Genomic DNA, 23925 nt, shown 5'->3' with positions numbered 1-23925 from the left:
CCGCGACCGAGCTGGCCCGGCTCGACACCGAGATCGACGCTCTGCGCGCGGCGGTCGACGGCGTCGGGAACGTGGCCGCCCTGCGTGCCGAGCTGCGCCGGCTCGACGACGCCGAGGCCGAGGTGGTCCGCGCCGACGCCGCGCTGCGCCGCGCCCGCGCCGAGCGCGACTCCGCCGCCACTGCCGTCGAGACCGTGCGTGCCGAGCTGGGCCGTGCCGCCGGGGCGTTGCGGTCGGCCCGCGACCCGCTCGTCGGGCTGGGTGCGCCCGCCGTCGCGGACGACGACCTGCCCGGCGCCTGGGCGGCCCTCGCCGGCTGGGCCGCCGCCGCGGTCGACGACCGCGACGCCGCCGCCGGGCCCGCCCGCGCCGAACGCACCGCCGCGACCGAGGCGTCCAGGACGTCGGCTGCGGCGTTCGCCGACGCCGACACCGCTCTGGGTGCCGCCCGCGCCCGCGAGACCGCCGCCGCCCGCGCCGAACAGGCCGCCCGTTCGGCACTCACCGCGCTCGACACCCGCATCGACGGGCTCGTCGCCGCGCTCGCCGACGCCGCGGCCCCCGACGAGATCCTCGGCACTCTCGAGCGGATCGACGCCCTCGACGCGACCGCCCGGTCCGCGGCCGAGGCCCTGCGCGCCGCCCACTCCGAGGCGGCCGCGGCGGCCGCGGCGTCGACGGCGGCGGAACGGGCGGCGGCCGCGGCGTGGGACGTGCTGCGCAGTGCGCGCGACCCCCTCGTCGTGCTCGGCGCCCCGGCGCTCTCGGGCGACGACCTCGTCGCCGCCTGGGAGACGCTTGCCGGCTGGGCCGCGGCGGCCGCCGCCGAGCGCGGCACCCGCCTCGCCGCCGAGCGCGACGCCGTGACTGCGGCCCGGACCCGTCGTGACGCGCTCACCGCCGACCTGCTCGACGACCTCGGCCGCCACGACCTGGCCCCGCCCCGCGGCACCGGGTCGGCCGCCGAGGAGACCGACCGGCTCGTGCAGCGGGCGGCGTCGGTCGTCGCCACCGAGCACGCCAAGGCCCAGGCCCGCCGCGACCGGCTGGCCGAGCGCGTCGCAGAGTCGGCGAAGCTGCGGGCCGACCGCGCCGCGGCGGAGGAGAACCAGCAGGTCGCGCGGATGCTCGGCCAGCTGCTCAAGTCCGACCGGTTCCCGCGGTGGCTGGTCGCGTCGGCACTCGACGTGCTGGTCGCCGACGCGTCGGCGAGCCTGGCCGAGCTGTCGGGCGGCCAGTTCGAGCTGACCCACGACAACGGCGAGTTCGTCGTGGTCGACCATGCCGACGCCGACGCCCACCGGCCGGTGAAGACGCTGTCGGGAGGGGAGACGTTCCAGGCGAGTCTCGCGCTCGCGCTGGCGTTGTCGGCGCAGATGTCGTCGCTGGCCGCCGACGGCGCCGCCCGGCTCGACTCGATCTTCCTCGACGAGGGCTTCGGCACGCTCGACGAGGCGAACCTCGAGGTCGTCGCCACCACGCTGGAGAACCTCGCCGCGCGCGGCGACCGGATGGTCGGTGTGATCACCCACGTCGCGGCGCTGGCCGAGCGCGTCCCGGTGCGCTTCGCCGTGAGCCGCGACCAGCGAACCGCCTCGGTGGTGCGGGAAGGCCCCTGAGCGAAATGTCCGGACGACGAGCGGCGGGCCCGCCCCGGGCCCCGACGCCGAACGCCGAAATTGCGATGTCCGGTCGCTTGTCCTCGATCGTCGGAAGCCGCTAGCTTCCAGCATGCGGTGATGTGATGTCCAAATAGTGGACGGGCAGCGTTGCCCGCCGCCCTCGACGGCCGCACCGGAGGACTCCCATGGGGATCGTTCGTCCTGTCAGCACGCGGCTGGTACGCCGCGGAATCGTCGCGGTGGCGGCGCTCGCGCTCGCCCTGACGGCGTGCAGCACCGGCGGTGGGGGCAGCGCGGGCGCCCCGGCCTCCGGGGCCGCCAACACGGTCTCGTCCGCGGTGACCGACAACGTCGCCACGTACAAGGGGCTGCCGACCTTCACCCCGCCCGGGCCGCCGATCGACCCGACCACGTTGCGCGGCAAGCGGATGTTCCTCATCCCGTTGGTGCCCAACCCGTTCAACCAGAGCATCCAGGAGACGATGCAGGCGATCGCCCAGAAGGTCGGGATGGAGTTCACCATCTATCCCAACCAGGGCAAACCGTCGGAGTGGGTGCAGGGCATGAACACGGCCCTGACCGCGAAACCCGACATCATCGTGCTCAGCACCGCCCCGGACCCGCGCACCCTCCAACCCCAGCTCGAGGCGGCCAAGGCCGCCGGCATCCCGGTGCTGGTCACCCACTTCTACGACGACTCCTCGCCCGTACCCCCGGCCTGCGAGGGCTGTGCTGCCGGGGTGACCGCGCTGGTCACGGCCCCGTTCAACGTCGCGGGCAAGGCAGCCGCCGACTGGATCATCGCCGACTCCGGCGCCAACGCCAACGTCCTGCTCATCGGCGGCGCCGACGTGCTCCCGAGCCCGGCGACACTCGACACGATCAGCAAGGAGTTCGCCGCGGAGTGCCCGGCCTGCAAGGTCACGGTCAAGAACATCCCGGTGTCGGACTGGAACACCAAGACCCAGAGCGAGATCCAGTCCGCGCTCACCGCCGACCCGTCGATCGACTACGTCTACCCGCTCTACGACGCGATGGTCGCCGGCGCGGTGCCCGCGATCCAGACCCTCGGCCGGGTCGGCCAGGTCAAGGTCGTCAGCTACAACGGCTCGCCGTACGCCCTCAAGCTCATCCAGGACGGCGACATCGTGGCCATGAACGTCGGGGAGGACACCGTCGGCATCGGCTACGCCTCGATGGACCAGGCCTTCCGGATCCTGCTCGGCCAGCCGACGGTCGACGAGCGGACCCCGATCCGCATCTGGGACAAGACGAACGTGAACGAGTCCGGTGTTCCGCCGGAGGTCGGCAAGGGCTACGGCGGCGCGTTGCCGGCCGGGTTCCTGCAGCTCTGGGGCCTGCCCGCGTCGTGACGAGGAGCCGGGCCGCGCGCCGCGGGCACCTGCCCGTGGCGCGCGGCGCCGGCATCAGCCCGCCGACGTGGCCGCCGCGATCTCGATCTCCTTCGCGGCGGCCATCACCTGCTCGGCGTAGCGGGAGCCCGGGTCGGTGCCCAGCCGCTCGACGGGGCCGGACAGGCACACCGCCGCGACGACCTGACGACCTCCGTGGACGGGGGCGCTGACCGACGCGATCCCGGCCGCGCGTTCCCCGACGCTCTGCACCCACCCGGCCCGCAGGGCGGTTTCGTCACCGAGCAGCAACCGGCCCGCCGACCCCTTGTGGACGGTGAGCAGCGCCCCGACGGGCACCATCGTGCGCAGCTCCTCCGACGACTCGATCGAGACCACCACGAGCCGGTGCGGGCCCCGGCGGACGAACAGCTGCGTGCTCTCGCCGGTGTCGGCGGAGAGACGCTCCAGGACGGGCGTCGCGATCTGGGACAGGGTCGCGGTGGCGAACCGGCTACCGGTGACGAGCAGTCCACGCTCGTCGCGGCGCACGAACCCGTGGGTCTCCAGCGCCGCGACGAGGCGGTGCGTCGTGGTCCGCGGGAACACGACGGACTCGGCGAGCTCCTGGAAACCGAGCGGCTGGCGGCGTTCGATCTGGTTGAGCAGATGCATGGTCTTGTCGAGCACCCCGACGCCGCTGACCAGGTAATCCACGACCCGAGTCTAGTGCCGGGCATCCCGTGCGGCCCCGCCGTCGTCACCATGGACGGGTGGCGAGATGCGGGGCCTGTCGGGCGGCGGCCGGTCAGTCCGGAACCGGTCCGTGCACGCAGAACGGGGCGCCCTAACGGGTCGGCCACGATGCCCATGCGCCCGAACGGGGTGCTCTCCGGCGCCATCACCACCGCGCCCCCGCCGGCCTGCACCGCGGCGACCGCCGCGTCGACGTCGGCGACCCCGAAGTAGGCGATCCAGTGGCTCGGGGTGCCCTCGGGCGCCCCCATCAGGCCGCCCATACCGCCCTTGACCTCCCCGGCGAGCGAGAACGTCGTGTAGTCGCCCGGGGCGCCCTCGACGGCGTCGTAGGTGTAGCCGAACACCGACGCGTAGAAGGCGCGCGCCGACTCCGGGTCGGTCAGCCGCGCGTCCTCCCACACCAGGCCCCCGGGCTCGTTGACGACCTGCGCGCCGTCCATCCCCAGGGTCTGCCACACCCCGAACACCGCGCCTACGGTGTCGGCGGCGATGAGCATCCGCCCGCTGCCCGGGATGTCCATCGGCCCGGCGATGATGGTGCCGCCGTTGTCGGACACCAGCTTCGCGGTGGCGTCGGCGTCGTCCGAGGCGACGTAGACGGTCCAGAACGACGGCTGGCCCTCCTGCATGACGGGGCCGATACCCGCCGCGGCCCGGCCGCCGGACTGGGCGATCCGGTAGTTGCCGAAGTCGGGTCCGGTGTCGACGAACGTCCAGCCCAGCACCGACCCGTAGAACCGCGTCGCCGCAGCGACGTCGGGAACCGTCAGGTCGACCCAGCACGGCGTCCCCGCCTGCCACGGGCCCTCGTGAGTGGCCATCGCACACCTCCGTGAGTGCGTCGCACTGCTTCGGACCGCGAGCGTGGCACCACCCACCGACAGTTCGCGCGGGTCGATCGGTGAACGGTTGGTGGCTGCCGCATTCGGGCGGTTCGGCGCATCCGAGCGGGCCGCTCGGCGGGTCGGGGGCCGCGGCGCGGCGGGCATCGGCGACGATCGGAGGCGCACCCGACACCGCCGCGACGACAGGGAGGACCCGAGGATGCGGTTCACCGTCGACCCGTGGGATCCGTCCTACGGCACGGGCCTCGACGCCGACGCGGGCGACGAGGCCGCCACGTCCGACGCCAGCGTCGACGTCGCCGTGGAGCTGCCGGCCGACCGCTGGGAGCCCGTCGCGCCCGACCCGCGGGTGCGCCCGCCCGCGGCGACGCTGTTCGTCGACGGGGTGCGGCGGGTGGACGCGCAGGCCTGGGTCGACGACGGGTCGGCCGACATCGGCCCCGGATCGAGCACGGCGGCGCTGTGCGCGTCCTACGCCGCGGGCGTCGTGTGCTGCGCGGGCGAGCGGGCCGAGCCGGTCGCGGTGACGGTCGCGCGGTCGCTGCTGACGTCGGCGGCGGGGGCGACCGACGTCGTCACCCCCGCGGGCCGGTACGTGGCCGAGGTGGTCCCGGCCGGTGGCGGGCTCGCACCCGCCCAGAACCTGAGCCTCGCCCTGCAGGGACGTCTCGCCGCGGTCGAGGTCGACGCGGCCGGCCGCGCCCGTACCGAGGCCGGCACCGGCGACGACGACCTGCTGGTGGTCGACGGTCCGTTGCGCGGGCGACAGCACCTGCCGCGGGCACTCGGCTACGTCAAGACGCACCGGACCCGCTACCTGCAGCGGCTGCAGCCCGAGCTCGACGCCCTGGTCGCGACGCTCGCGCCGGGGGAGCGGACGCCGGTGTTCCTGCTGGGCACGTCGTGGCAGCGCTACACCTGGTACATGCGGCTGCCCACCGGGCCGGGCTCGCCGTGGGCGGGCGTGGTCCGCCTGGAGTGCAGCGCCGCCCAGCCGCCGGCCGACGCGATCGCGATGGCGGCACTGTCCCAGGTGACGCTGCCGCGCTACGCCTCCGACGGCTACAAGGACTCCCGCGCCCCCCAGAACCTCTATCCGATCGGCGGGCTGGAACGGCTGCTGCGCAGGCGGCTGGGCGACGCGGGCGTGATCTACCGGGCGCTGCGCCGGGCGGCGTGGGACACCGCGGACACGCCGGTCGCGGTTCCGGTGCACTGACCCGGTCAGGGCGGCGGGAACTCCGCCCGCACCCCGGCAAGGCGCACCGGCCGCGCCCGGTAGCGCTCCTCGAACAGGTCCAGCACCGCGAGCGCCCCGGCGACGAGCTCCTCCGGTGCCGACGCCGGCGCCGGCAACGTCGCACTGCGGCCGCGTGTCGTGAAGGGTGCGAACCGCAGCTTGACGCCGATCCGCACGGCAGGCCTCCCCTCGGCGGCGACGTCGTCGGCCACCCGGCGGGCCAGCACGGCGATCTCCTCGCCGACGACGGCCCAGTCGTCGAGATCGGTCTGGAACGTCGTCTCCCGGCTGCGGGACCGGGCGACGTGCGGGGCGTCGGACACCTCCTCGCGCCCGATCCCACGCGCCAGCTGCACGTAGTAGGGCCCCATCGCCGGACCGATGCGCTCGGCGAGCTCGCCGGGCCGGGCCTCGGCGAGCTCGGCGACGGTCCGGTAGCCCAGCTCGTCGAGGCGGCGCGCGGTGCGGGTGCCGATGCCCCACAGCGCCGTCGTGGGGCGGTCGCCCATCGTCGCGAACCAGTTGTGGCGGGTCAGCCGGAACGTGCCCGCGGGCTTGCCGAACTCGGTGGCGATCTTGGCGCGCAACGTGTTGTCCCCGATCCCGACCGTGCACGACAGCCCGGTGCGCTCGGCGACGGCGCGCTGCACGTCGTGTGCGAGCGCCTCGGGGTCGTCGGTGACCACGCCGAGGAACGCCTCGTCCCAGCCCATCACCTCGACGACCACCGGGAATGACCGCAGCACCGTCATCACCTCGTCGGAGGCAGCCTCGTAGGCGGGGTTGTCGGCGGGCAGGAACACGGCGTCGGGACAGCGTTTCGCCGCCGTGCGCAGCGGCATCCCCGATCGGACCCCGAACTCGCGGGCCTCGTACGACGCCGTCGCGACGACCGCACGCTCGGTCGGGTCACCCCGTCCGCCGACGACCACGGCGAGCCCCGCCAGCTCCGGCCGCCGCCGCACCTCGACCGCCGCGATGAACTGGTCGAGGTCGACGTGCAGCACCCAGCGCCCCGCCATCCGCCCCGCCATCCGCCCAGTGTGGACGTCGACGGTACTGCTCACACGCCCCGCAGGTCCGCAACGGCCATCGGGGGAGCGGTCGCGGCCAGCGCAGTCGACACCCAGCGCAGCATCCGGACGTCGGTGCAGGAGGCGAGGAGCTCGGCCTGCTCGGCGACACCGGGGTCGGTCGGCTCCGTCGTCGTGTAGCGGTGGCGCAGCGACGCCAGATCGGCGGGGACGGACGGCTCGCCCGGCAGGGAGCCGGTGGGGAGGCCGAGGTCGAGGTCACCGGCGACGAGGCGCAGTGCCGCCCAGCCGACGACCCGCATGCCGGGCGCCAGCACGACCCCGTCCCTTCCGTCGGGCGGGCAGGACTCGGGTGCCCCGTGGTCGCAGGCCGGCTCGCGACGATGGCGGTGGGTCCGCAGGATGCCGCCGTCGAGGACCACCCAGGCGTCGACGGGTGGCGACCCGACCTCACGCGCCACGACCAGCGGCGGGCGACGGCGCGCGATCCAGTCGAGCACGACGTGGCGGTGCCCGGGCACCACGGCGAAGACGCCGGGCCCCTCCCCGGTCGTCACGAACGCGTCGGACCACTGCATCGCGGACCTCCCGTGCCCTCGGCGCCGGGGTCGTCCCGTCGGCGACGGCGAGGGGAAGGGTAGGGGCAGTCCGTGACGACCGCCGTCCCAGCCGACCGACCATACGGTGCCGCGTGACCGACCGTCGACGACCCGCTCACCAGCGGTGATCCGGACGGCCGTATGCGGCCACCACGAAGCGGTGATCGACGCGGGCCGGAGCGTTCCAATCTGACCCGCTGTCACGAATCGTTCCGGGGTCACACGAACGGGCGAAGCGGTCGGTGCACGGCTAACGACACGCCGTCCGATCAGCGATGCTCAGACAACGGCGAACGGAGGACGACATGGACCGCCACACGAGTGGTGACGCGACCCGTCCCGACGGCACGCACGGCAACGGCGAGACCGTGATCGGGGCGCCCCGCACCGCCCCCGACGACGCGCCGACCCCCGCCCCGACGGCCACCGTGGTCCCCATGATCCCGGTGCCCCGCACGCCGGTCCGCGACCCCGCCCGCGCCGCCGTCGTCCTGCGGCACGCGCGCCTGCGCTCCGACGGCGGCCCGCAGTTCTGCCGGCCCAGCCGCGCGGAGATGAGCGGCGCCGCCCCGCGACGTCAGGGCGGCCGCACCGACGGCAAGGTCATCTACCCCGACCGTGAGTCCGCCGAGCAGGCCGGGCGCGAGTTCGAGTCGCTCGGCGCGCAGCCGATGCGCTCCTACCGCTGCAACCGCTCCACCCACGGGCACTACCACCTGACCCGTGACACGACGTCCCTCGCCCGCCGCATCGACGTCGCCGCCCGGATCCCGCACCAGCGCAGCGCCTGACCCGGCTCGACCACGACGAGGTTGCCCTCGCACGTCCGGGCGCAACCTCACCGTCGCGCCGGGGCCCAAGGACAGCACTGAGGTTGCGCGCGAATGTCCGGGCGCAACCTGACGGTCGTGCCGGGGCCGAAGGACAGCAGTGTGGTTGCGCGCGAATGTCCGGGCGCAACCTGACGGTCGTGCCGGGGCCCAAGGACAGCAGTGTGGTTGCGCGCGAAGGTCCGGCCGCAACCTGACGGTCGTGCCGGGGCCGCTTCGCAGCAGTGTGGTTGCGCGCGGACGTCAGGAGCGGACGACGGCGACGCGCGGCTCGGGGATGGGGGGCGCGGCGTCGGGGGCGCGGCGGCTGCGGCGGGCGGCGTGCTCCTCGAGCCGTCGCGTCACCTCGTGGCCGCCCTCCCCGGTCCGGGCGAGCGCGGCGACGACGAGCCCGCGGTGGCCGGGGTCGTCGGTGCGGCGCAGGAACCGGGTGAGCTCGTGGGCGGCGGTGCGCGGGTCGCGGGCGGCGACCCAGGCGGCGAGCTCGGCCTCGGCGATCTCGGGGCGGCAGCCCGACATCCGCACGCAGACGTACTCGACGTCCTCGTCGGAGTACTCGCCGACCAGCGGCGCGTGCACGCCCTGCTCGAGCAGTAGCTGGTTGCAGACCCAGATGCCGATGGGGGTCAGCGAGACCACGGTGGGGTCGGGGTCGTCGCGGCCGGCGAGGGCGGCGAGGTGGTCGTGGTCGGTGCTCTCCTCCAGCTCGACGGCGCCGAGGAGCTCCATGGCGTCGAGCAGGGCGGTGACGTCGCGGCGCCAGAGCCGCTGTTCGACGTCGCCGGCGAGGTCGTCGACGACGCAGCCGAACTGGCCGTTCACGGTGTCGCGGACGACGCGGTAGAAGTGCTCGATGGGCACGGGGCCGCCGCCTGCCTGGTAGAGGTCGTACCAGAGCACGGGGAAGGCCTCGCCGAGCGACATGCTGAACAGCGAGGGGGCGCCGAAGACGTCGGTACCGCCGAAGTGGTCGCCGAGGCGGGCGAGGGCGTCGAAGGCGCGGCGGAAGAACTCGATGGGGCGGTGCAGCAGCGGGCCGGAGCCCTTGACGGGTACGAGCCGCCGGTTGACGACGCGTACGAGCCGGGCCTGGCGCGCCCACGACACGAGCAGGGCGACGTCGGGGAGGTCGTCGCTGGTGCGGGCGGTGTCGCGGTAGAAGTGGTCGAGGCCGAGGGCTTCGGCGAGGGCGAGCGCGTCGGCGAGGTGGAGTCGGCCGTCGCGGGTGAGGCGGCGTCCGGCGCGGATCCAGTAGGTGAAGGCGCGCAACCGTTCCAGCGCCGATGATGCCGACGCGCTCTCGACGAGGGTGGCCGCCGAGGGCAGCAGGACCGGTCCGGGGGTGGGGGGGGTGTCGTCGGGCTGCTCGCGGCGGCGGGTCTCCTCGCGGGTGACGGCGGCGAGGGCGTCGCGGTCGATGTCGAGCTCGCCGCGGGTGGCCTGCTCGAGGAAGCGTTGCACGGCGAGGACGTCGGCCTTGTCGACGTCGTGGCGCATCATCTGGACGTTCCAGAACTTGCCGAGGTCGTAGTTGCGCTCGTCGGCCATCGCGTCGTAGAGGGCGGGCGTGGAGTCGGCGACCTGGTCGTGCAGTTCCTGGACGGGGGCGGAGCCGCCGTCGAGGTGGTCCTGTTCGGCGAGGAGGGCGAACAGGCCGTGCAGGGCGTGGGGGATCTCGGCCCACTCGTTGTCGGCGACGGCCACGGTGCGGGGGAACCACACGGCGAGGGCGTCGGCGACGTGGCGGCGGGTCCAGCGGCCGAGCCGCCCGTCGACACCGATCTTGTAGTCGAGGGCGGCTCCGACGAGCACGGGATCGACCTCGCGGCCGAGCCGCCGGGACCGGGCCAGGACCGCGGTCAGCAGCCGGTCGCGGACGAGTCCGTACTCCTCGTGTTCGTGTGCCGCGAAGACCAGACGCATCGACCCAACTTTTCCAGCTCGGAGATCCCCGGCGACAGGCGGGGGAGGGTGACAGCGGGGTCGCGCGCGGTGACGTCGGCGGATGGTCGTGTCACTCGCGCGAGGGAGGTTGCGCGGGCCGCGGTCGGGTTGCCAGCCACGCCCCTGCGAAGACGAGCGCGGTGCCGAGGAGGGTCCGTGGACCGAGGGGTTCGTGGAGCAGGAGCGCGCCGCAGGCGACGGCGACGACGGGCGCGGCGTAGGTGATGAGCGCGGCGTGGTCGGGTCCGGAGGTGGCGACGAGGGCGAAGAAGGCGACGAACCCGACCGCGGTGGCGCCGACCCCGAGCGCGCCGATGGCGGCGAGTCCCGCGAGGGTCGGCGTCGGGAGCGGTTCCAGGACGAGCGTGGCGACGACGAGCAGCGGCGCGGCGATCGCGAGCATCGCGGCGGCGACCCCGAGGGCGGGGACGTCGCCGAACCAGTGGCTGATGAGCACGGCGCCGACGGCGTAGCAGGCGGCGGCTGCGACGAGCGGCACGACACCGATGCCGCCACCGGCGACGCCCGACAGCACGGCGACACCGCCGAGGCCGACGAGCAGCCCGATCACCGCCGCCGTCCCCGGCCGGGCCCGGGTGCCCAGCACGAGGCCGGTGACCAGCACGAACAGTGGTTCGGTCGCGATGACGACGGCGGCGGTGCCGGATGCGACCGTCTGCTCGCCGACGGGGATGAGCACGAACGGGACGACGACCTCGACGACGGCGAGTACCGCGAGCCGCCCGCCCCGGCCGCGCAGCAGTTCCCGCCGGGCGCGGCGCAGGCCGAACGGGGCGAGCACGAGCGCGGCGAGCACGACGCGGGCGGCGGCGAGGGAGACCGGGCCGAACCCGGACCGCAGCGCGACACCGATGAACAGGTACGGCACGCCCCACAGCACGGAGACGGCCGCGAACAGCCCCCACGCCCGTGCCCCCGCCACGTGCTCACCGTACGGCGCACACCATGGATACAAGCTTGCATCTATGCCGTAGGGTCGCGACATGCCCTCCAGGGAAGCCGCGGCCGACCGCGCCTACGCCGCCACCAAGGAGCTCGTCCTGTCCGGCGACCTCCCCGGCGGCCACCTGCTCAGCGAGGGCGACATCGCCCAGCGGCTCGGGATGAGCCGCACCCCGGTGCGGGAGGCGTTCCTGCGGCTGCAGTCCGAGGAGCTGCTGGAGCTCATCCCCAAGCGCGGGGCCGTGGTCGTGCCGGTGACGGTCGGGGAGGCCGACGACGTGCTCGACGCGCGCGAGGCCGTCGAGACCGCGGCCGTCCGCCGGCTGCTGCGCCGTCCCACCGACGTCCCCGCCGCCGTCGAGCGCCTGCGGGCCGCCCTCGACGTGCAGCGCCGCCACGCCGCACGCGGCGACCTGCCCGCGGTCGCGGCCGCCGACGAGGCCTTCCACCGCACGATCGTCGACGCCGGGGGCAACCGGCTCACCGCCCGCTTCTACGCCACGCTCGGCGACCGGCAGCGCCGCATGAGCATCCACGCGCTGGCGCCGAACCCCGACCAGGTCGCCGTGGTGGTCGACGAGCACGCCGCCCTGGTCGACGCCATCGAGGCCCTCGACGCCGCGCGGTTTGCGGCCCTGCTCCCGGCGCACCTCGACGGCACGCACCGGCCGACCCGGTGAACCGGAAGGCCTGGCTCGCCGTCGCCGCGGCCATGTTCTGCTGCGGCTGGGGCGGCAACCAGTTCACCCCGCTGCTGATCATGTACCGCGACGCGGCGGGCTACTCGGTGCTGACCGTCGACGCGTTCCTGGGCGCCTACGTCGTCGGCGTGGTTCCGACGCTCCTGCTCGCCGGACGGCTGTGCGCCCGCTGGGGCCGGCGCCCGTTGATGCTCGCGGGCACCGTCATGTCATTGCTGGCCAGCGTCCTGCTCGCGCTCGGCGAGACCGGCCCCGTCCCGATCTTCGCCGGACGCTTCGCCACCGGCACCGCTGTCGCCGTCGCCATGGCGGTCGGGTCGACGTGGGTGAAGGAACTGTCGGAACCGCCCTTCGACGACGCGCCCGCCGGCACCGGGGCCCGCCGCGCCGCACTGTCGTTGACACTCGGGTTCGGCCTGGGCGCGGGCGTCGCCGGGGTGCTCGCGCAGTGGGGCCCGCTGCCGATGGAGCTGCCCTACGTCGTGCACGGGGTGCTGACGATCGCCGCCCTCACGCTGCTGCCCCGGGTCCCCGAGACCGTCCCCGGCGGCACAGGGACGCACGTCCCGCCGCTGCGCGCGGCCCGGCACCCGCGGTTCCTGCGCGTCGTCCTCCCGATGGCGCCGTGGATCTTCGGTTCGGCGGGCGTCGCCTACGCGATCATGCCGCAGCTCGTCGGCGACCGGCTCGGCTCGTGGGGCCTGGCCTACTCGACGCTGCTCACCGTCGCGACCCTGCTCACCGGCGCGGCCGTGCAGCCCATCGCCAAGCGGCTCGACCGGCGTACCGACGCACGCGCCGTCGTCGTCTCGATGATCGTCATGTCGGGCGGGCTCGCGTTCGGTGTCGTCGCCGCCGTCGAGCGCTCGCCGTGGCTCGCGCTGGGCGCCGCGATCGTGCTCGGCGCCGCGTACGGGGTGGCGGTCGTCGCCGGGCTGCTGGAGATCCAGCGGCTCGCCCGGCCCGAGGACCTCGCGGGGCTCACCGGCGTCTACTACGCCCTGGCCTACATCGGTTTCCTGCTGCCGACGGTGCTCGCCGTGGCCGCGCACGTCGTCGGCTATCCGTGGCTGCTGGGGGCGCTCGTCGTGATCGCGGCGGCCGGGACGGTGACGATCGCGGCGTCGAGTCGCTCACACCTACCGGTCGCGGCCCCGCGGTCTCCGGCGAGGATGGGCTGAGAAGCCCAGCGGTACGAGGAGGTACGGGTGCGTTCGGTTCAGGTGGTCCGGCTCGACGGTCCGGCGGCGGTCGAGGTGCGCGACGTCGAGGAGCCCGCGGCGGCCGACGGGCAGGTGGTGATCGACGTCCGCGCCGCCGGGGTGAACTTCCCCGACGTCCTGCTCACCCGCGGGCTCTACCAGTACAAGCCCGACCCGCCCTTCGGTCTCGGCTCCGAGCTGGCCGGCGTCGTCCGGGAGGCACCCGCCGGGTCGGGGTTCGCCGCCGGCGACCGGGTCGCGGCCTTCTCGGTCTACGGCGCCTTCTCCGAGGTCGCCGCGGTCGCGGCCGACCACGTCGTCCCGCTGCCCGACGAGGTGTCCTTCGCCGCGGGCGCCTGCCTGCCGATGAACTACCTCACCGCCCACTTCACCCTGGCCGTCCGCGGCCGGCTCCGCGAGGGCGACGACGTGCTGGTCCACGGCGCGGCGGGTGGCATCGGCACCGCCGTCACACAGCTGGCACGGGCCATGGGTGCGCGCGTGATCGCCGTCGTGTCGAGCGCGGAGAAGGCCGAGGTGGCCAGGGCCGCGGGCGCGCACGACACCGTGCTCGTCGACGGGTTCAAGGACGCCGCCCGCGAACTGACCGGCGGCCGCGGCGTGGACGTCGTGGTGGACCCCGTCGGTGGTGACCGGTTCACCGACTCGCTGCGCTCGCTCGCCCCCTTCGGTCGCGTGCTGGTCGTCGGGTTCACCGCGGGCGAGATCCCCACGGTGAAGGTGAACCGGCTGCTACTGGGCAACACCGAGGTCGTCGGCGTCGCGTGGGGCGGCTACGCGTTGGCCCACGAGGGCTACATCCACGGGCAGTGGGCCGACCTGCTGCCGCACCTGCGCTCCGGGGCCCTCGACCCGGTGGTCTCGCAGACGTTCCCGCTCGACGAGGCGGCGGCGGCGCTGGCCCTGATCGACGAGCGCCGGGTCACCGGCAAGGTCGTCCTGCAGCCCTGACCAGACGACCCGCGCGCAACCTCACCGCTGTCCGCAGCCGTCGGCACGACAGTGAGGTTGCGCGCGAACATCGGTGCGCAACCTCACCGCTGTCCGAGGACCCGAGGACGACCGTGAGGTTGCGCGCCGGCCCGTCCCGGGGTCGTGAGTGGCGATAGTCGCTATAGCGACTATCGCCACTCACAGGTGCCGCCCGGGACCGGGGCCGCAGGGTCGTAGGGGGTGCGGGTGAAGACGAACGTCGCCAGGTTCAGCGCCACCGGGTCCAGGCGCAGCGTCTCCCCGGCGAAGTAGCCGTCCATGCCGATCCAGGTGCCGGCGGGACCCGGGCGGAACCGGCTGGCCCGCCCCGGCCGGCCGAGCCCGCCCAGGTGCAGCAGCCCGCCGGGAATCGCGCGTAGCGCATACGGCGACGGACCCCAGTACCAGGGGCCGAGCAGCTCGACGGGCACCGGCGACGCCGACGGCCGCCAGGCGTCCACGATGTGGGGCTCGGCCTCGCGAACGTCGGCGAGCAGCGCGGCGGGCAGCCCGCCGTCGAGACCCGAGGTGGTGTTGGCCAGCGCGAGGGCGCCGGTGGCCTCCTCGCGGTCGACCCACAGCCCGGCGAGGAAGCCCGGCATCGAGCCGCCGTGCCCGACGAGCGTCGCGCCGCTCTCGACGCGCCGCACCTGCACGCCGAGCCCGTAGGACGACCAGCCGGGGGCGTCGCCGGGGTCGATGCCCGACGGCAGGCACATCTCCTCGAGCGTCGCGGTCGCGAGGACGTCGCCGGTGTCGCCGAGGAGGAACGCGCCGAGGCGCGCGAGGTCCGTCGCGCTCGCCCAGAGCTGTCCCGCGGGGGCCATGACGACGGCGTCGTGCTCGGGCTCGGGCTGGCGGACGTCGGCCCACGGGTGCACCGCGAACCCTTGCGCCGCAGGGGCGACGGGGCGCGGAGTCGTGCGGGTCATGCCCAGCGGCAGCAGCACCTCGTCGCGGGCGACCTCGACCCAGCTGCGACCCCGGGCCCGGGCGACGAGCTCGCCGAGCAGCCCGAACCCGAGGTTGGAGTAGTGGAAGCGGCGGGCCGGGGCGAGGACGGCGTCGGCGGGGGAGAGACCGAGCCCCTCCAGCGTCGTGCCGGGGGTCCGTTCCCACCAGCCGCCGGGGCTCTCGGAGGTGGCGCCGCCCATGTGGGACAACAGCTGTCCGAGGGTGCGGTCGCCGAGCGGGGTGCCGGGCAGGTGCTTTTCGAGCGGGTCGGCGAGGTCGAGGCGGCCCTCGTCGCGCAGCCGCATGACGGTGATGGCGGCGACGGTCTTGGTGATCGAGCCGAGCCGGTGCGCGACGTCGCGGTGGGGTTCGGCGACGTCGCCGCGGGCGGCCGACCAGGCGAGCCCGCCGCCGCGCACGACGCCGGCGACGAGCCCGGGGACGCGGCCGTCGCGCTGGGCGCGGGCGGTGCGGGCGTAGAGGGTGCGGGCGGTGCCGGGGAGCAGCTCTGTCACACCCCGGACGCTATCCGGAGCCCGCCGCGATACGCCGGAGCAGGGGTTCCACCCGGTAGTCGACGAGCCGGCGCATCACGAGCCCCGTCGTCGTGCGCTCGACCCCGTCGACGGCGAGCAGCTCACCGGCGACGCGGTAGAGGTCGTCGGCGTCGCGGGCGACGACCTGGACCTGCAGGTCGGACTGGCCCGAGATGCCGAGGACCTCCAGCACCTCGGGGACCTGCCCGAGGGCGGCGCCGACCTCGTCGAGCCGGCTCTGGGTGACCTGGACGGTGACGTAGGCGACGAGCGGGTAGCCGAGCGCGGCGGTGTCGATGCGCCGTTCGAACCCGCCGAGGACGCGGTGCTGGTCGAGGCGGGCCAGCCGGGCCTGGACGGTGTTGCGCGACATGCCCATCCGCTCGGCGAGGGCGAGGACGGTGGCGCGGGGGCTCTCCGAGAGGGCGAGCAGCAGCCGGGCGTCGACGTCGTCGATGCGGTGGCCCGTGGGATCGATGCGGGGGTCGAGGGGGCCGGGACTGGGCACGTTGCACCTTTCCGGGACGTGGCGGGTGACGCCGACCGTGCAGTCTGCACGGTCGGCGGCCGGGAACTGGTGCAGACATGGTGCCTGGTGGTCGGATGGGCGGGCAACTTGCGTCCCAGATGCCCGGAGTGTGATCGGAATGACCACCGCCATGACGTCCGGACAGCCGTCCGGCCCCGACGCCGCGATCGCCGACGACCGGCTCGCCGTGCTCACGGAGGTCGAGAAGCGGGTGCTGTGGCTCTCGACGGCGATCATCGACCACGCGAACCGGGTGCGGCCCAACCCGACGGGGCTGAAGGTCGGCGGGCACCAGGCGTCGTCGGCCTCGATGGTGACGATCATGACGGCGCTGTGGTTCGAGCACCTGCGCGCCCAGGACCGGGTGTCGGTCAAGCCGCACGCCTCGCCCGTGCTGCACGCGGTGAACTACCTGCTCGGCGAGCTCGACGAGCGCTACCTGACGACGCTGCGCGAGTTCGGTGGCCTGCAGTCCTACCCGAGCCGCTCGAAGGACCCGGACCCGGTCGACTACTCGACGGGTTCGGTCGGCATCGGCGCGACCGCCCCGATCTGGGGTGCGCTGGCGCGCCGCTACGTCGACTCCAAGGGCGGGGGCGCGGGCACGGGCCGGCAGTACTCGCTGGTCGGCGACGCGGAGCTCGACGAGGGCGCCTGCTGGGAGGCGATCCTCGACCCGATGGTCGCCGAGCTCGGCGAGGTCGTGTGGATCGTCGACCTGAACCGGCAGTCGCTCGACCGCGTCGTGCCCAACATCGGCGCCTTCCGCATCCAGGGCATGTTCGAGGCGGCGGGCTGGCAGGTGCTCACGGTCAAGTACGGCCGGCTGCTGCACGAGCTGTTCGAACGCCCGGGTGGCGACGCGCTGCGCCGGCGCATCGACGACATGCCCAACCCCGAGTACCAGCGGCTGCTGCGCTGCACCCCGGCCCAGCTGCGCGAACGCCTGCCCGACTCGCCCGAGCTGCAGGGACTCGTCGACGCACTCGACGACGACACGCTGCTCGCCGCGATCCGCAACCTCGGCGGGCACGACCTGCAGGCGGTCGGTGACGCCTTCCGCGCGATCGACGACACCCGCCCGACGGTCATCCTCGCCTACACGGTGAAGGGGCACGGCCTGGCGACGGCGGGGCACCCGCAGAACCACTCGTCGCTGCTGACGGCCGACCAGCTGGGTGAGCTGGCCGCGTCGGTCGGCACCTCGGTCGACGACCCGTGGGCCCGGTTCGCCGACGACTCCGCCGCGGCCGAGCTGTGCCGCGAGACCGCCACCCGGCTGCACCGCGCGCCCGTCCCCGCGCTGCCGACGGTCGACGTGCCCACCGACATCGGTCGCACCCCCAGCGGGAAGGCCACCACGCAGGCCGCGCTGGGCCGGACCCTGCTCGACCTGACCCGCTCCGCTCCGGAGGCCGCGGCGCGCGTCGTCACCCTGTGCCCGGACGTGTCGTCGTCGACGAACCTGGGCGGCTGGGTGAACAAGGTCGGGGTGTGGTCGGCCGACGAGCGCCGCGACTGGTTCGACGACGACCCCGAGACGATCCTGCACTGGCGCGAGCGACCCACCGGCCAGCACCTGGAGCTGGGCATCGCCGAGGGCAACCTCGTCGGCCTGCTGGGGGAGCTGGGTGCGACCTGGAGCCGCTGGGGTCAGCCGCTGCTGCCCATCGGCGTGCTCTACGACCCGTTCGTCGAGCGGGCGCTGGAGCCGTGGTCGTTCGGCATCTACGCGGGCGGGCAGTCGATCCTCGTCGGCACGCCGTCGGGGGTGTCGCTGGCGCCGGAGGGCGGTGCGCACCAGTCGGTGACGACGCCGTCGGTCGGCCTGGAGCAGCCCGGCTGCACGACGTACGAGCCCGCGTTCGCGATCGACGTCGAGTGGACGCTGCTGGCCTCGCTCGCGCGGCTGGGCCGTCCCGGTGGGACGTCGGCCTACCTGCGGCTCTCGACGCGCCCGATCGACCAGACCCTCGCCGCGGTCCCGACGGACCCGGCGGCGCGCGAACGCCGTCGCACGCAGGTCGTGGCCGGCGCCTACCCGCTGCGGCGTGCGCCGGGGAAGCCCGACGTCACCATTGCCGCGATGGGCGCGATCGTGCCCGAGGCCCTCGCCGCCGCCGACCGGCTCGCCGAGCAGGGCATCGCCGCCGACGTCGTGTGCGTGACCAGCCCCGGGCTGCTGTTCGACGCCGTCCAGGCCCGCGCGGGCCACGGCGACGCCGACACCTGGGTGCTCGACGCTGCGTTCCCCGCCCACCGGGCGGCGCCGCTCGTCACGATCCTCGACGGGCACCCGCACACGCTGGCGTTCCTCGCCGGGATCAACCAGGTGCGGGCGACGCACCTCGGTGTGTCCCGGTTCGGCCAGTCCGGCGACCTGGAGTCGGTCTACCGCCACCACGGCATCGACGCCGACGCCGTCGTCACCGCGGCGCTGGACGTCACCGACTGAGCTCGTGAGTGGCGATGGTCGCTCTGGCGACCATCGCCACTCACGGGGTGTCAGCCGTCGTCGCCGGGGAGCTCGTCCTCGGGGTCGCGCATCGCGAGGAAACGCTCCACCTCGGCCGCGAGCTCCTCGGCGCTGGGCAGCTCGCCGCCGAGCCCGCCGGAGCCGCCCTCACCGGCCGCCTCCGCGACGGTGTCGTACTGCCGCTCCAGGGCGGCCACGACCTGCGCGACCTCCTCGGAGTTCTCGACCTGCTCGGCGATCTCGACCTCGGTGCGCTCGGCCGCCTTGGTCAGCGACTCCGTCGGCAGGAACAGGCCCGCCGAGACACCCGTGTGGTCGAGCAGCGTGCGCGCCGCCTGCGGGTACTCCGCGCGGGCCAGGTAGTGCGGCACGTGCACCGCGAAGCCCATGGCGTCGTGGCCGGCCTCGCCGAGGCGGTACTCCAGCAGCGCCGTCGCCGAGCCGGGGACCTCCGCGCTGCCGAACCACGCCGTGTGCCCCTCGACGAGGTCGGCACGCGTGGCGTGGGCGGTGACGCCGATCGGGCGGGTGTGCGGGACGGCCATCGGGATGCCGCTGAGCGTGATCACCAGCCGCACGCCGAACCGTCGCACGATCTGCTCGATCGCCGCGACGAACCGCTCCCACTGGCTGTCGGGCTCCGGGCCGAACAGCAGCAGGTAGGGGGTGTCGCCGGTGTCGGTGACCGCGACGATGTCGAGCACCGGCGGCGAGTACGAGGCCCAGTGGTCGGTCTCGAACTGCAGCGGGGGACGTCTGCTGCGGTAGTCCACGAGCTGGTCGACGTCGAAGTGGACCACCGGCGTCGTCTCCCGGCCCTCGAGAAGGGCCTCCGCGGCGAGCCGCGCCGCGTTGCCCGCGTCGACGAACCCGTCGAGCACGACCACCAGCACCGGGTCGCTCAGCTGCGGGGCGTCGTCGGCCACCGTGTAGAGCTCCTGCGGGTCGAGCACCGTGTGTCCTCCGGCCGTCGTCTCGCGCGCCCCGTGCGGGGCACCCGTCGCCGGGCGACGTGCCCGGCCTTCCCGCACAACGCACGGGAGCCCGCACAGCATCCCGTGGAGCCGTCGAGCCGTTCCATTGTCCCGGTCCGGGGCCGGGCGCGGGGGATCGGGCCGCGGTGACTTGCGCGGCCGATGCATCTCACATCGTGAGGCGGCCCGCAATCAGGGTCCTTTCGGGCCCGTCCGGGCGCATCCTGGAGCGAGTCATGAGCATGAGTGGTTACCGCCCGTGGGTGGTCTGGTCCGTCGGTCTGTTCGCCTACCTCATCGGTGTCATGAACCGGACGTCGTTCGGCGTCGCGGGTCTCGACGCGGCCGACCGCTTCGGCGCCGCCCCCGCGGTGCTGTCGGGGTTCCTGGTCCTGCAGCTGCTGGTCTACGCGCTGCTGCAGATCCCGACCGGCATCCTCCTCGACCGCTTCGGCGCCCGGACGCTCGTCGTCGTCGGCGCGTTGGTCATGGCGTCGGGGCAGCTCCTGCTCGCGCTCGCCGAGACGCTGCCGATCGCGATCGCCGCGCGGGTCCTCGTCGGCGCCGGTGACGCACTGACCTTCATCAGCGTGCTGTCCGTGGTGAACGCGTGGTTCCCGCCGCGCACGGTGCCGGTCATGACCCAGCTGACGGGCCTGCTCGGCCAGGGCGGCCAGATCCTCTCGGCCCTCCCGTTCGCCGCGCTGCTGCACCAGGGCGGCTGGACACCGGCGTTCGTCTCGGCCGCGGGCCTGGGCGTGGCCGCGGCGATCGCCGTCGCCGCGGTGCTGCGCAACCGGCCCGCGGGCGCCCCGACCCCGGTGTCGGCGACGTCGTGGCGGGCCGTGTCGGACTCCCTCAAGGCCTCGTGGTCGGAGCCCGGCACCCGGTTGGGCCTGTGGACCCACACCGGCACGCAGTTCGCCGGCACCGTGTTCGCGCTGATGTGGGGCGTGCCGTACCTCGTCGTCGGCCAGGGCATGTCGTCCGCGGCGGCCGGCGGGATCCTGACGCTGCTCGTCCTCGTCGGGGTGGTCGCGGGCCCGCTGTTCGGCGAGTTCGCCGCCCGCCACCCCACGCGCCGGTCCTGGCTGGTCATCGGCGTGATCATGGCGACGGCCGTCGCGTGGACGGCCGTCCTGCTCACCCCGGCCCCGGCGCCGCGCTGGCTGATCGTCGTGCTCGTCGTCGTCCTGGCCGCAGGCGGTCCGGCGTCGATGATCGGGTTCGACTACGCCCGCACCTTCAACCCCGGGCACCGGCAGGGGACGGCCGTCGGGATCGTCAACATCGGCGGCTTCACCGCGTCGCTGCTGGTGACGCTCGGTGTCGGCGCCGTGCTGGGCCTGGCCGGCGGCTACACGCCCGACTCGTTCCGCGCGGCATGGGTGGTCCAGTACGCGGTGTGGGGCATCGCGCTGGCCGGGGTGATCATCGCGCGCCGGCGGGCCCGCCGGAAGCTGGCCGACGAGGGGTTCCCGGTGCGTCCGCTGCGCGAGGTGTTCGCCGAGCGCCGCCGCGAGACGGTCAAAAGTTGAACGGTCAACTCTCGACGCGTAGCCTGCGGCCGTGACCTCCGCCTCGATCTCCCAGCCCACCGCCGTCGACTTCTTCTTCGACCCCGGGTGCCCCTTCACCTGGCGGACCTCACGCTGGATCACCGAGGTGGCCGACGCCGGCGCCGCCACGGTGACCTGGCGCCTGATGAGCCTCTCGGTGCTCAACGAGGGCAAGGACGTCCCCGAGCAGTACCGGCCGCTGATGGTGCAGAGCGCGCGCGTACTGCGGGTGCTCGCGGCCGTCGAGGACAACGACGCCCGGGGCCGGCTGTTCACCGCGCTCGGCGTGCGCCGCCACGACAACGGCGAGGACTGGGACGACACCCTGCTCGCCGCCGCCATCGCCGAGGCCGGCCTGCTCGCCACGCTGATCGACGCCGCCGACGACGCCGGACTCGACGCCACGGTCAAGGCCTCCCACGAGGAGTCGCAGACCGCGGTCGGCGAGGAGTCGGGCAGCCCGGTCCTGCGGCTGGGCGCCACGGCGTGGTTCGGGCCCGTCGTCGTCCCGGTGCCCACCGGCGACGAGGCACTGCGTCTCTTCGAGGCGGTGAGGCTGCTGGCCGACGTCCCGTCGTTCAGCGAGCTGAAGGGCAGCCGCAACCCGTTCTGACGGAAGGCGCCTCGGCCCACGTGCACCCGGACGTGGCCGAGCACCGAGTGCCCGCCGAGGTGCACGGTGGGGGAGTCGGGCCGCGGCAGCACCCCCCGGGCGCCGCGGCGTTCGACGAGCGAGCGCTCGCACAGCACGCAGTCCGAGCCCGGTCTCTCCGCGTTTCCGCGAGGCCGTCGACCTGACCTGACTGCGCACCGGATCAGAGCGGGCAGATCAGCCCAGGACCACGTTCGTCGCGAACAGGTGCTGCGGGTCCACCCCGTCCCGGATCGCGAGCAGCCGGGCGCGGTCGGCGTCGTCCCACAGGTTGCCGACGCGGTCCGGGCCGGCCGGGCCCAGCAGGTTGACCAGCCCCCGGCAGGCCCACGGCCGCACCGACTCGACGACCCGCGCCGCCGCGGCCGCCACCAGCTCGACGGGCGGGCCGACGGGCACGCCGACCGTGAACAGCGAGAACGCGGCGTCGCGGCCCGAGACGGCGTTGGGTACCGCGGGCTCGCGACCGATGGCGCCGCCGAGCAGGCGCAGCTCGACCATCGCCAGCGGGCAGTCGGCGTCAGGGCCCGCGGTGGCCAGCACGGCGTCGACGGCCTCGGCGGGCAGCGCCGACAGCGCGCCGCCGCGGTCCCACACCGGCATCGGGGTCGTCGGGTCCATGTGGACGGCGTCGATCGCCGGGTAGGGCATGTCGGCGATCCCGTCGAGCACCGGCGTGGCCGCGGCCCGCATCGGCGCCAGCAGCGCCTCCCCGGACGCGGCGTCGCCGAGGTGGGTGAACCGCAGCGCCACGACGAACCGGCCACGGATCGGCTCCGGCAGCGCCGGGTCCGGCGGGGTGCGCAGCAGCGCCACCGACGTCGTCGTGTCCTCGGGCAGCGTCGGCGCCCACGCGCGCCAGGCGTGCAGGACGGCGCGGGCGTCGTCGGCGCCGAAGGCCAGGGCACCGCCGAAGAAGCGGGTCACGGGGACGAGGTCGAACTCGATGTCGGTGACGATCCCGAAGTTTGCCTTGCCGCCGCGGACCGCCCAGAACAGGTCCGGCTCCGACGACGGCGTGACGTCGCGGACGGCGCCGTCGGCGGTGACGAGGGTCAAGCGGCGGACGTGGTCGGCGGCGAAGCCGTAGCGGCGCGCCAGTGGGCCGAGGCCGCCGCCGGTCGTGTAGCCGACGACGCCGACGTCGGACGACGAGCCGTTGAGCGGGGCGAGGCCGTGCGGTGCGGCGGCGTCGATCACCGCGCGCCAGCGCACCCCGGCGCCGACGCGGGCGGTGCGGGCGAGCGGGTCGATCAGGACGTCGGTCATGCGGCGCGTCGAGACGAGGACGGTGCCGAACAGGTCGCAGGTCAGGCCGTGGCCGGTGGCCTGCACGGCGACGCGGCGGCCCGTCGCCGCGGCGTGCCGGACGGCGGCGGCGACGTCGTCCGCGCAGGTCGCTCCCACGACGACGGCGGGACCGGGCCGGTAGGTCAGGTTGAAGCCGCCGGTCTCCTCGGCGTAGCCGTCGTCGCCCGGGAAGAGGACGGGTCCGGCGATGCGGGACAGGCTGTCGTGCTGGTCGATCATGGCGGTCATCGGTGTCTCCCCCTGTGAGCGGAGCCGCGGGGGCGGCCCCGGCGTTCGAGGAGAAGGCTCCCGCCGGGCAGGGATGCGCGGCGACGGCACCACCGCGAGTCCGGGGGTGTGGACAGCACCCCCGCGGGTGGCCCGGTTTCCACCCGTCGACGACGCCGGCCCGGCCTCGACCGGCGACCTCGACGCAGGGGAGTCCTGGCTCGAACCGTGACGGAACGGACGCGGGCGGGAACTACTGCGCCGCGCCGTTCGTCGGACAGGATGACGGCGGAGGAGGGGTTCGCACATGCTGCTGAAAGTCCTGGGGGTCGCGCTCGCGATCTGGATCGTCATCTCGGTGCTCGGGGCCGTGTTCAAGTTCCTGGGCGTCGCGCTGGTGATCGGCGCGGTGCTGTTCGTCGGCGCGGCCGCCTACACAGCGATCAAGAACAAGAACAACAAGGCGCTCCCGCGCTGACACGGGCCCCGTAGCGCGGGGTCCGCAGAGGGTGTCCGACGAGGCTCCCGGTCGTGAACGACGGCCGGGAGCCTCGTCGTGTCCGGAGCGGGTCCGGGGAAGCCTCTTGCGCGTCAAACCATAATGAATATAGTCAATAGTCGAGCGGCGCCGCGACAGTGCGAC

At 74.5% G+C, this 23925-nt stretch carries 20 protein-coding genes and 1 pseudogene; 11 read left to right on the top strand and 10 right to left on the bottom strand.

Annotated features, from left to right (window positions below; all coding sequences use genetic code 11):
• The coding region (locus tag PSU4_RS32525) for an SbcC/MukB-like Walker B domain-containing protein (protein WP_147111280.1) at positions 1-1619 on the top strand (1619 nt) is incomplete at its 5' end.
• Positions 1620-1807: 188 nt separating this feature from the next.
• The gene (locus PSU4_RS21285) at positions 1808-2995 is read left to right on the top strand and encodes a sugar ABC transporter substrate-binding protein (protein ID WP_147111277.1); all 1188 of its coding nucleotides are present in this window, start codon (positions 1808-1810) and stop codon (positions 2993-2995) included.
• Between the two features lie 54 nt (positions 2996-3049).
• On the opposite strand, the gene PSU4_RS21280 is transcribed toward PSU4_RS21285, so the two are convergent.
• Positions 3050-3691, bottom strand: a complete 642-nt coding sequence (locus tag PSU4_RS21280) for an IclR family transcriptional regulator (RefSeq protein ID WP_246115257.1) — start codon at positions 3689-3691, stop codon at positions 3050-3052.
• Between the two features lie 188 nt (positions 3692-3879).
• Positions 3880-4554, bottom strand: a pseudogene (locus tag PSU4_RS33070) (VOC family protein); the annotation flags it as partial.
• 223 nt (positions 4555-4777) lie between these two features.
• Between PSU4_RS33070 and PSU4_RS21270 the strand changes: the two are divergent.
• A complete protein-coding gene (locus PSU4_RS21270; protein ID WP_147111274.1) occupies positions 4778-5797 on the top strand; it encodes a DNA double-strand break repair nuclease NurA in 1020 nt (339 codons plus the stop codon).
• A gap of 5 nt (positions 5798-5802) precedes the next feature.
• On the opposite strand, the gene PSU4_RS21265 is transcribed toward PSU4_RS21270, so the two are convergent.
• Positions 5803-6852 (bottom strand): DNA polymerase IV, encoded by a 1050-nt coding sequence (locus PSU4_RS21265; protein ID WP_246115256.1) that lies wholly within the window; start codon positions 6850-6852, stop codon positions 5803-5805.
• Between the two features lie 29 nt (positions 6853-6881).
• Positions 6882-7430: a hypothetical protein gene (locus PSU4_RS21260; RefSeq protein ID WP_147111270.1), complete on the bottom strand. Its 549-nt coding sequence runs from the start codon at positions 7428-7430 to the stop codon at positions 6882-6884.
• 326 nt (positions 7431-7756) lie between these two features.
• On the opposite strand from PSU4_RS21260, the gene PSU4_RS21255 reads away from it, so the two are divergent.
• Complete coding sequence (locus tag PSU4_RS21255) at positions 7757-8242, top strand: hypothetical protein (RefSeq protein ID WP_147111267.1); 486 nt, start codon at positions 7757-7759, stop codon at positions 8240-8242.
• 282 nt (positions 8243-8524) lie between these two features.
• Here the strand turns inward: PSU4_RS21255 and PSU4_RS21250 are convergent, their stop codons facing one another.
• Together PSU4_RS21250 and PSU4_RS21245 are read right to left on the bottom strand one after the other, a co-directional pair.
• Positions 8525-10204 (bottom strand): hypothetical protein, encoded by a 1680-nt coding sequence (locus PSU4_RS21250; protein ID WP_147111263.1) that lies wholly within the window; start codon positions 10202-10204, stop codon positions 8525-8527.
• Positions 10205-10295: 91 nt separating this feature from the next.
• Complete coding sequence (locus PSU4_RS21245) at positions 10296-11168, bottom strand: DMT family transporter (protein WP_186817099.1); 873 nt, start codon at positions 11166-11168, stop codon at positions 10296-10298.
• 61 nt (positions 11169-11229) lie between these two features.
• Here PSU4_RS21245 and PSU4_RS21240 point away from each other — a divergent pair, with 61 nt between their 5' ends.
• The 3 genes from PSU4_RS21240 to PSU4_RS21230 are packed head-to-tail and all read left to right on the top strand — an operon-like array spanning position 11230 to position 14063.
• Complete coding sequence (locus PSU4_RS21240) at positions 11230-11868, top strand: GntR family transcriptional regulator (RefSeq protein WP_147111258.1); 639 nt, start codon at positions 11230-11232, stop codon at positions 11866-11868.
• Positions 11865-13070: an MFS transporter gene (locus tag PSU4_RS21235; protein WP_246115255.1), complete on the top strand. Its 1206-nt coding sequence runs from the start codon at positions 11865-11867 to the stop codon at positions 13068-13070. The genes PSU4_RS21240 and PSU4_RS21235 overlap by 4 nt, the downstream gene beginning before the upstream one ends.
• Positions 13071-13097: 27 nt before the next feature.
• Positions 13098-14063 (top strand): NADPH:quinone oxidoreductase family protein, encoded by a 966-nt coding sequence (locus PSU4_RS21230; protein ID WP_147111255.1) that lies wholly within the window; start codon positions 13098-13100, stop codon positions 14061-14063.
• A 170-nt stretch (positions 14064-14233) separates the two neighbouring features.
• On the opposite strand, the gene PSU4_RS21225 is transcribed toward PSU4_RS21230, so the two are convergent.
• The gene (locus PSU4_RS21225; protein WP_147111252.1) at positions 14234-15553 is read right to left on the bottom strand and encodes a serine hydrolase domain-containing protein; all 1320 of its coding nucleotides are present in this window, start codon (positions 15551-15553) and stop codon (positions 14234-14236) included.
• Positions 15554-15563: 10 nt separating this feature from the next.
• Positions 15564-16082, bottom strand: a complete 519-nt coding sequence (locus tag PSU4_RS21220; protein WP_147111249.1) for an Lrp/AsnC family transcriptional regulator — start codon at positions 16080-16082, stop codon at positions 15564-15566.
• Positions 16083-16233: 151 nt separating this feature from the next.
• On the opposite strand from PSU4_RS21220, the gene PSU4_RS21215 reads away from it, so the two are divergent.
• Entirely contained in the window at positions 16234-18558 is a 2325-nt protein-coding gene (locus tag PSU4_RS21215) for a transketolase-like TK C-terminal-containing protein (RefSeq protein ID WP_147111286.1), read from the top strand.
• 50 nt (positions 18559-18608) lie between these two features.
• Here the strand turns inward: PSU4_RS21215 and PSU4_RS21210 are convergent, their stop codons facing one another.
• Positions 18609-19532 (bottom strand): proteasome assembly chaperone family protein, encoded by a 924-nt coding sequence (locus PSU4_RS21210; RefSeq protein ID WP_147111246.1) that lies wholly within the window; start codon positions 19530-19532, stop codon positions 18609-18611.
• Positions 19533-19789: 257 nt separating this feature from the next.
• On the opposite strand from PSU4_RS21210, the gene PSU4_RS21205 reads away from it, so the two are divergent.
• Entirely contained in the window at positions 19790-21091 is a 1302-nt protein-coding gene (locus PSU4_RS21205) for an MFS transporter (protein WP_147111243.1), read from the top strand.
• A gap of 31 nt (positions 21092-21122) precedes the next feature.
• Positions 21123-21725 carry a DsbA family protein gene (locus PSU4_RS21200; RefSeq protein WP_147111240.1) on the top strand — a complete coding sequence of 201 codons (603 nt, stop codon included), beginning with the start codon at positions 21123-21125 and terminating at the stop codon, positions 21723-21725.
• Positions 21726-21941: 216 nt separating this feature from the next.
• On the opposite strand, the gene PSU4_RS21195 is transcribed toward PSU4_RS21200, so the two are convergent.
• Complete coding sequence (locus tag PSU4_RS21195; protein WP_147111237.1) at positions 21942-23303, bottom strand: FAD-binding oxidoreductase; 1362 nt, start codon at positions 23301-23303, stop codon at positions 21942-21944.
• 286 nt (positions 23304-23589) lie between these two features.
• Between PSU4_RS21195 and PSU4_RS31455 the strand changes: the two genes are divergently transcribed.
• Positions 23590-23760: a hypothetical protein gene (locus PSU4_RS31455; RefSeq protein WP_186817098.1), complete on the top strand. Its 171-nt coding sequence runs from the start codon at positions 23590-23592 to the stop codon at positions 23758-23760.
• Positions 23761-23925: the final 165 nt, after the last annotated feature.

Origin of the sequence: Pseudonocardia sulfidoxydans NBRC 16205 (assembly GCF_007989085.1) — a bacterium.
In the GTDB taxonomy this organism is placed as follows: Bacteria; Actinomycetota; Actinomycetes; order Mycobacteriales; family Pseudonocardiaceae; genus Pseudonocardia; species Pseudonocardia sulfidoxydans.
The sequence above is the reverse complement of the archived record's forward strand: the minus strand, read 5'-3'. Positions and strand labels throughout refer to the sequence as shown.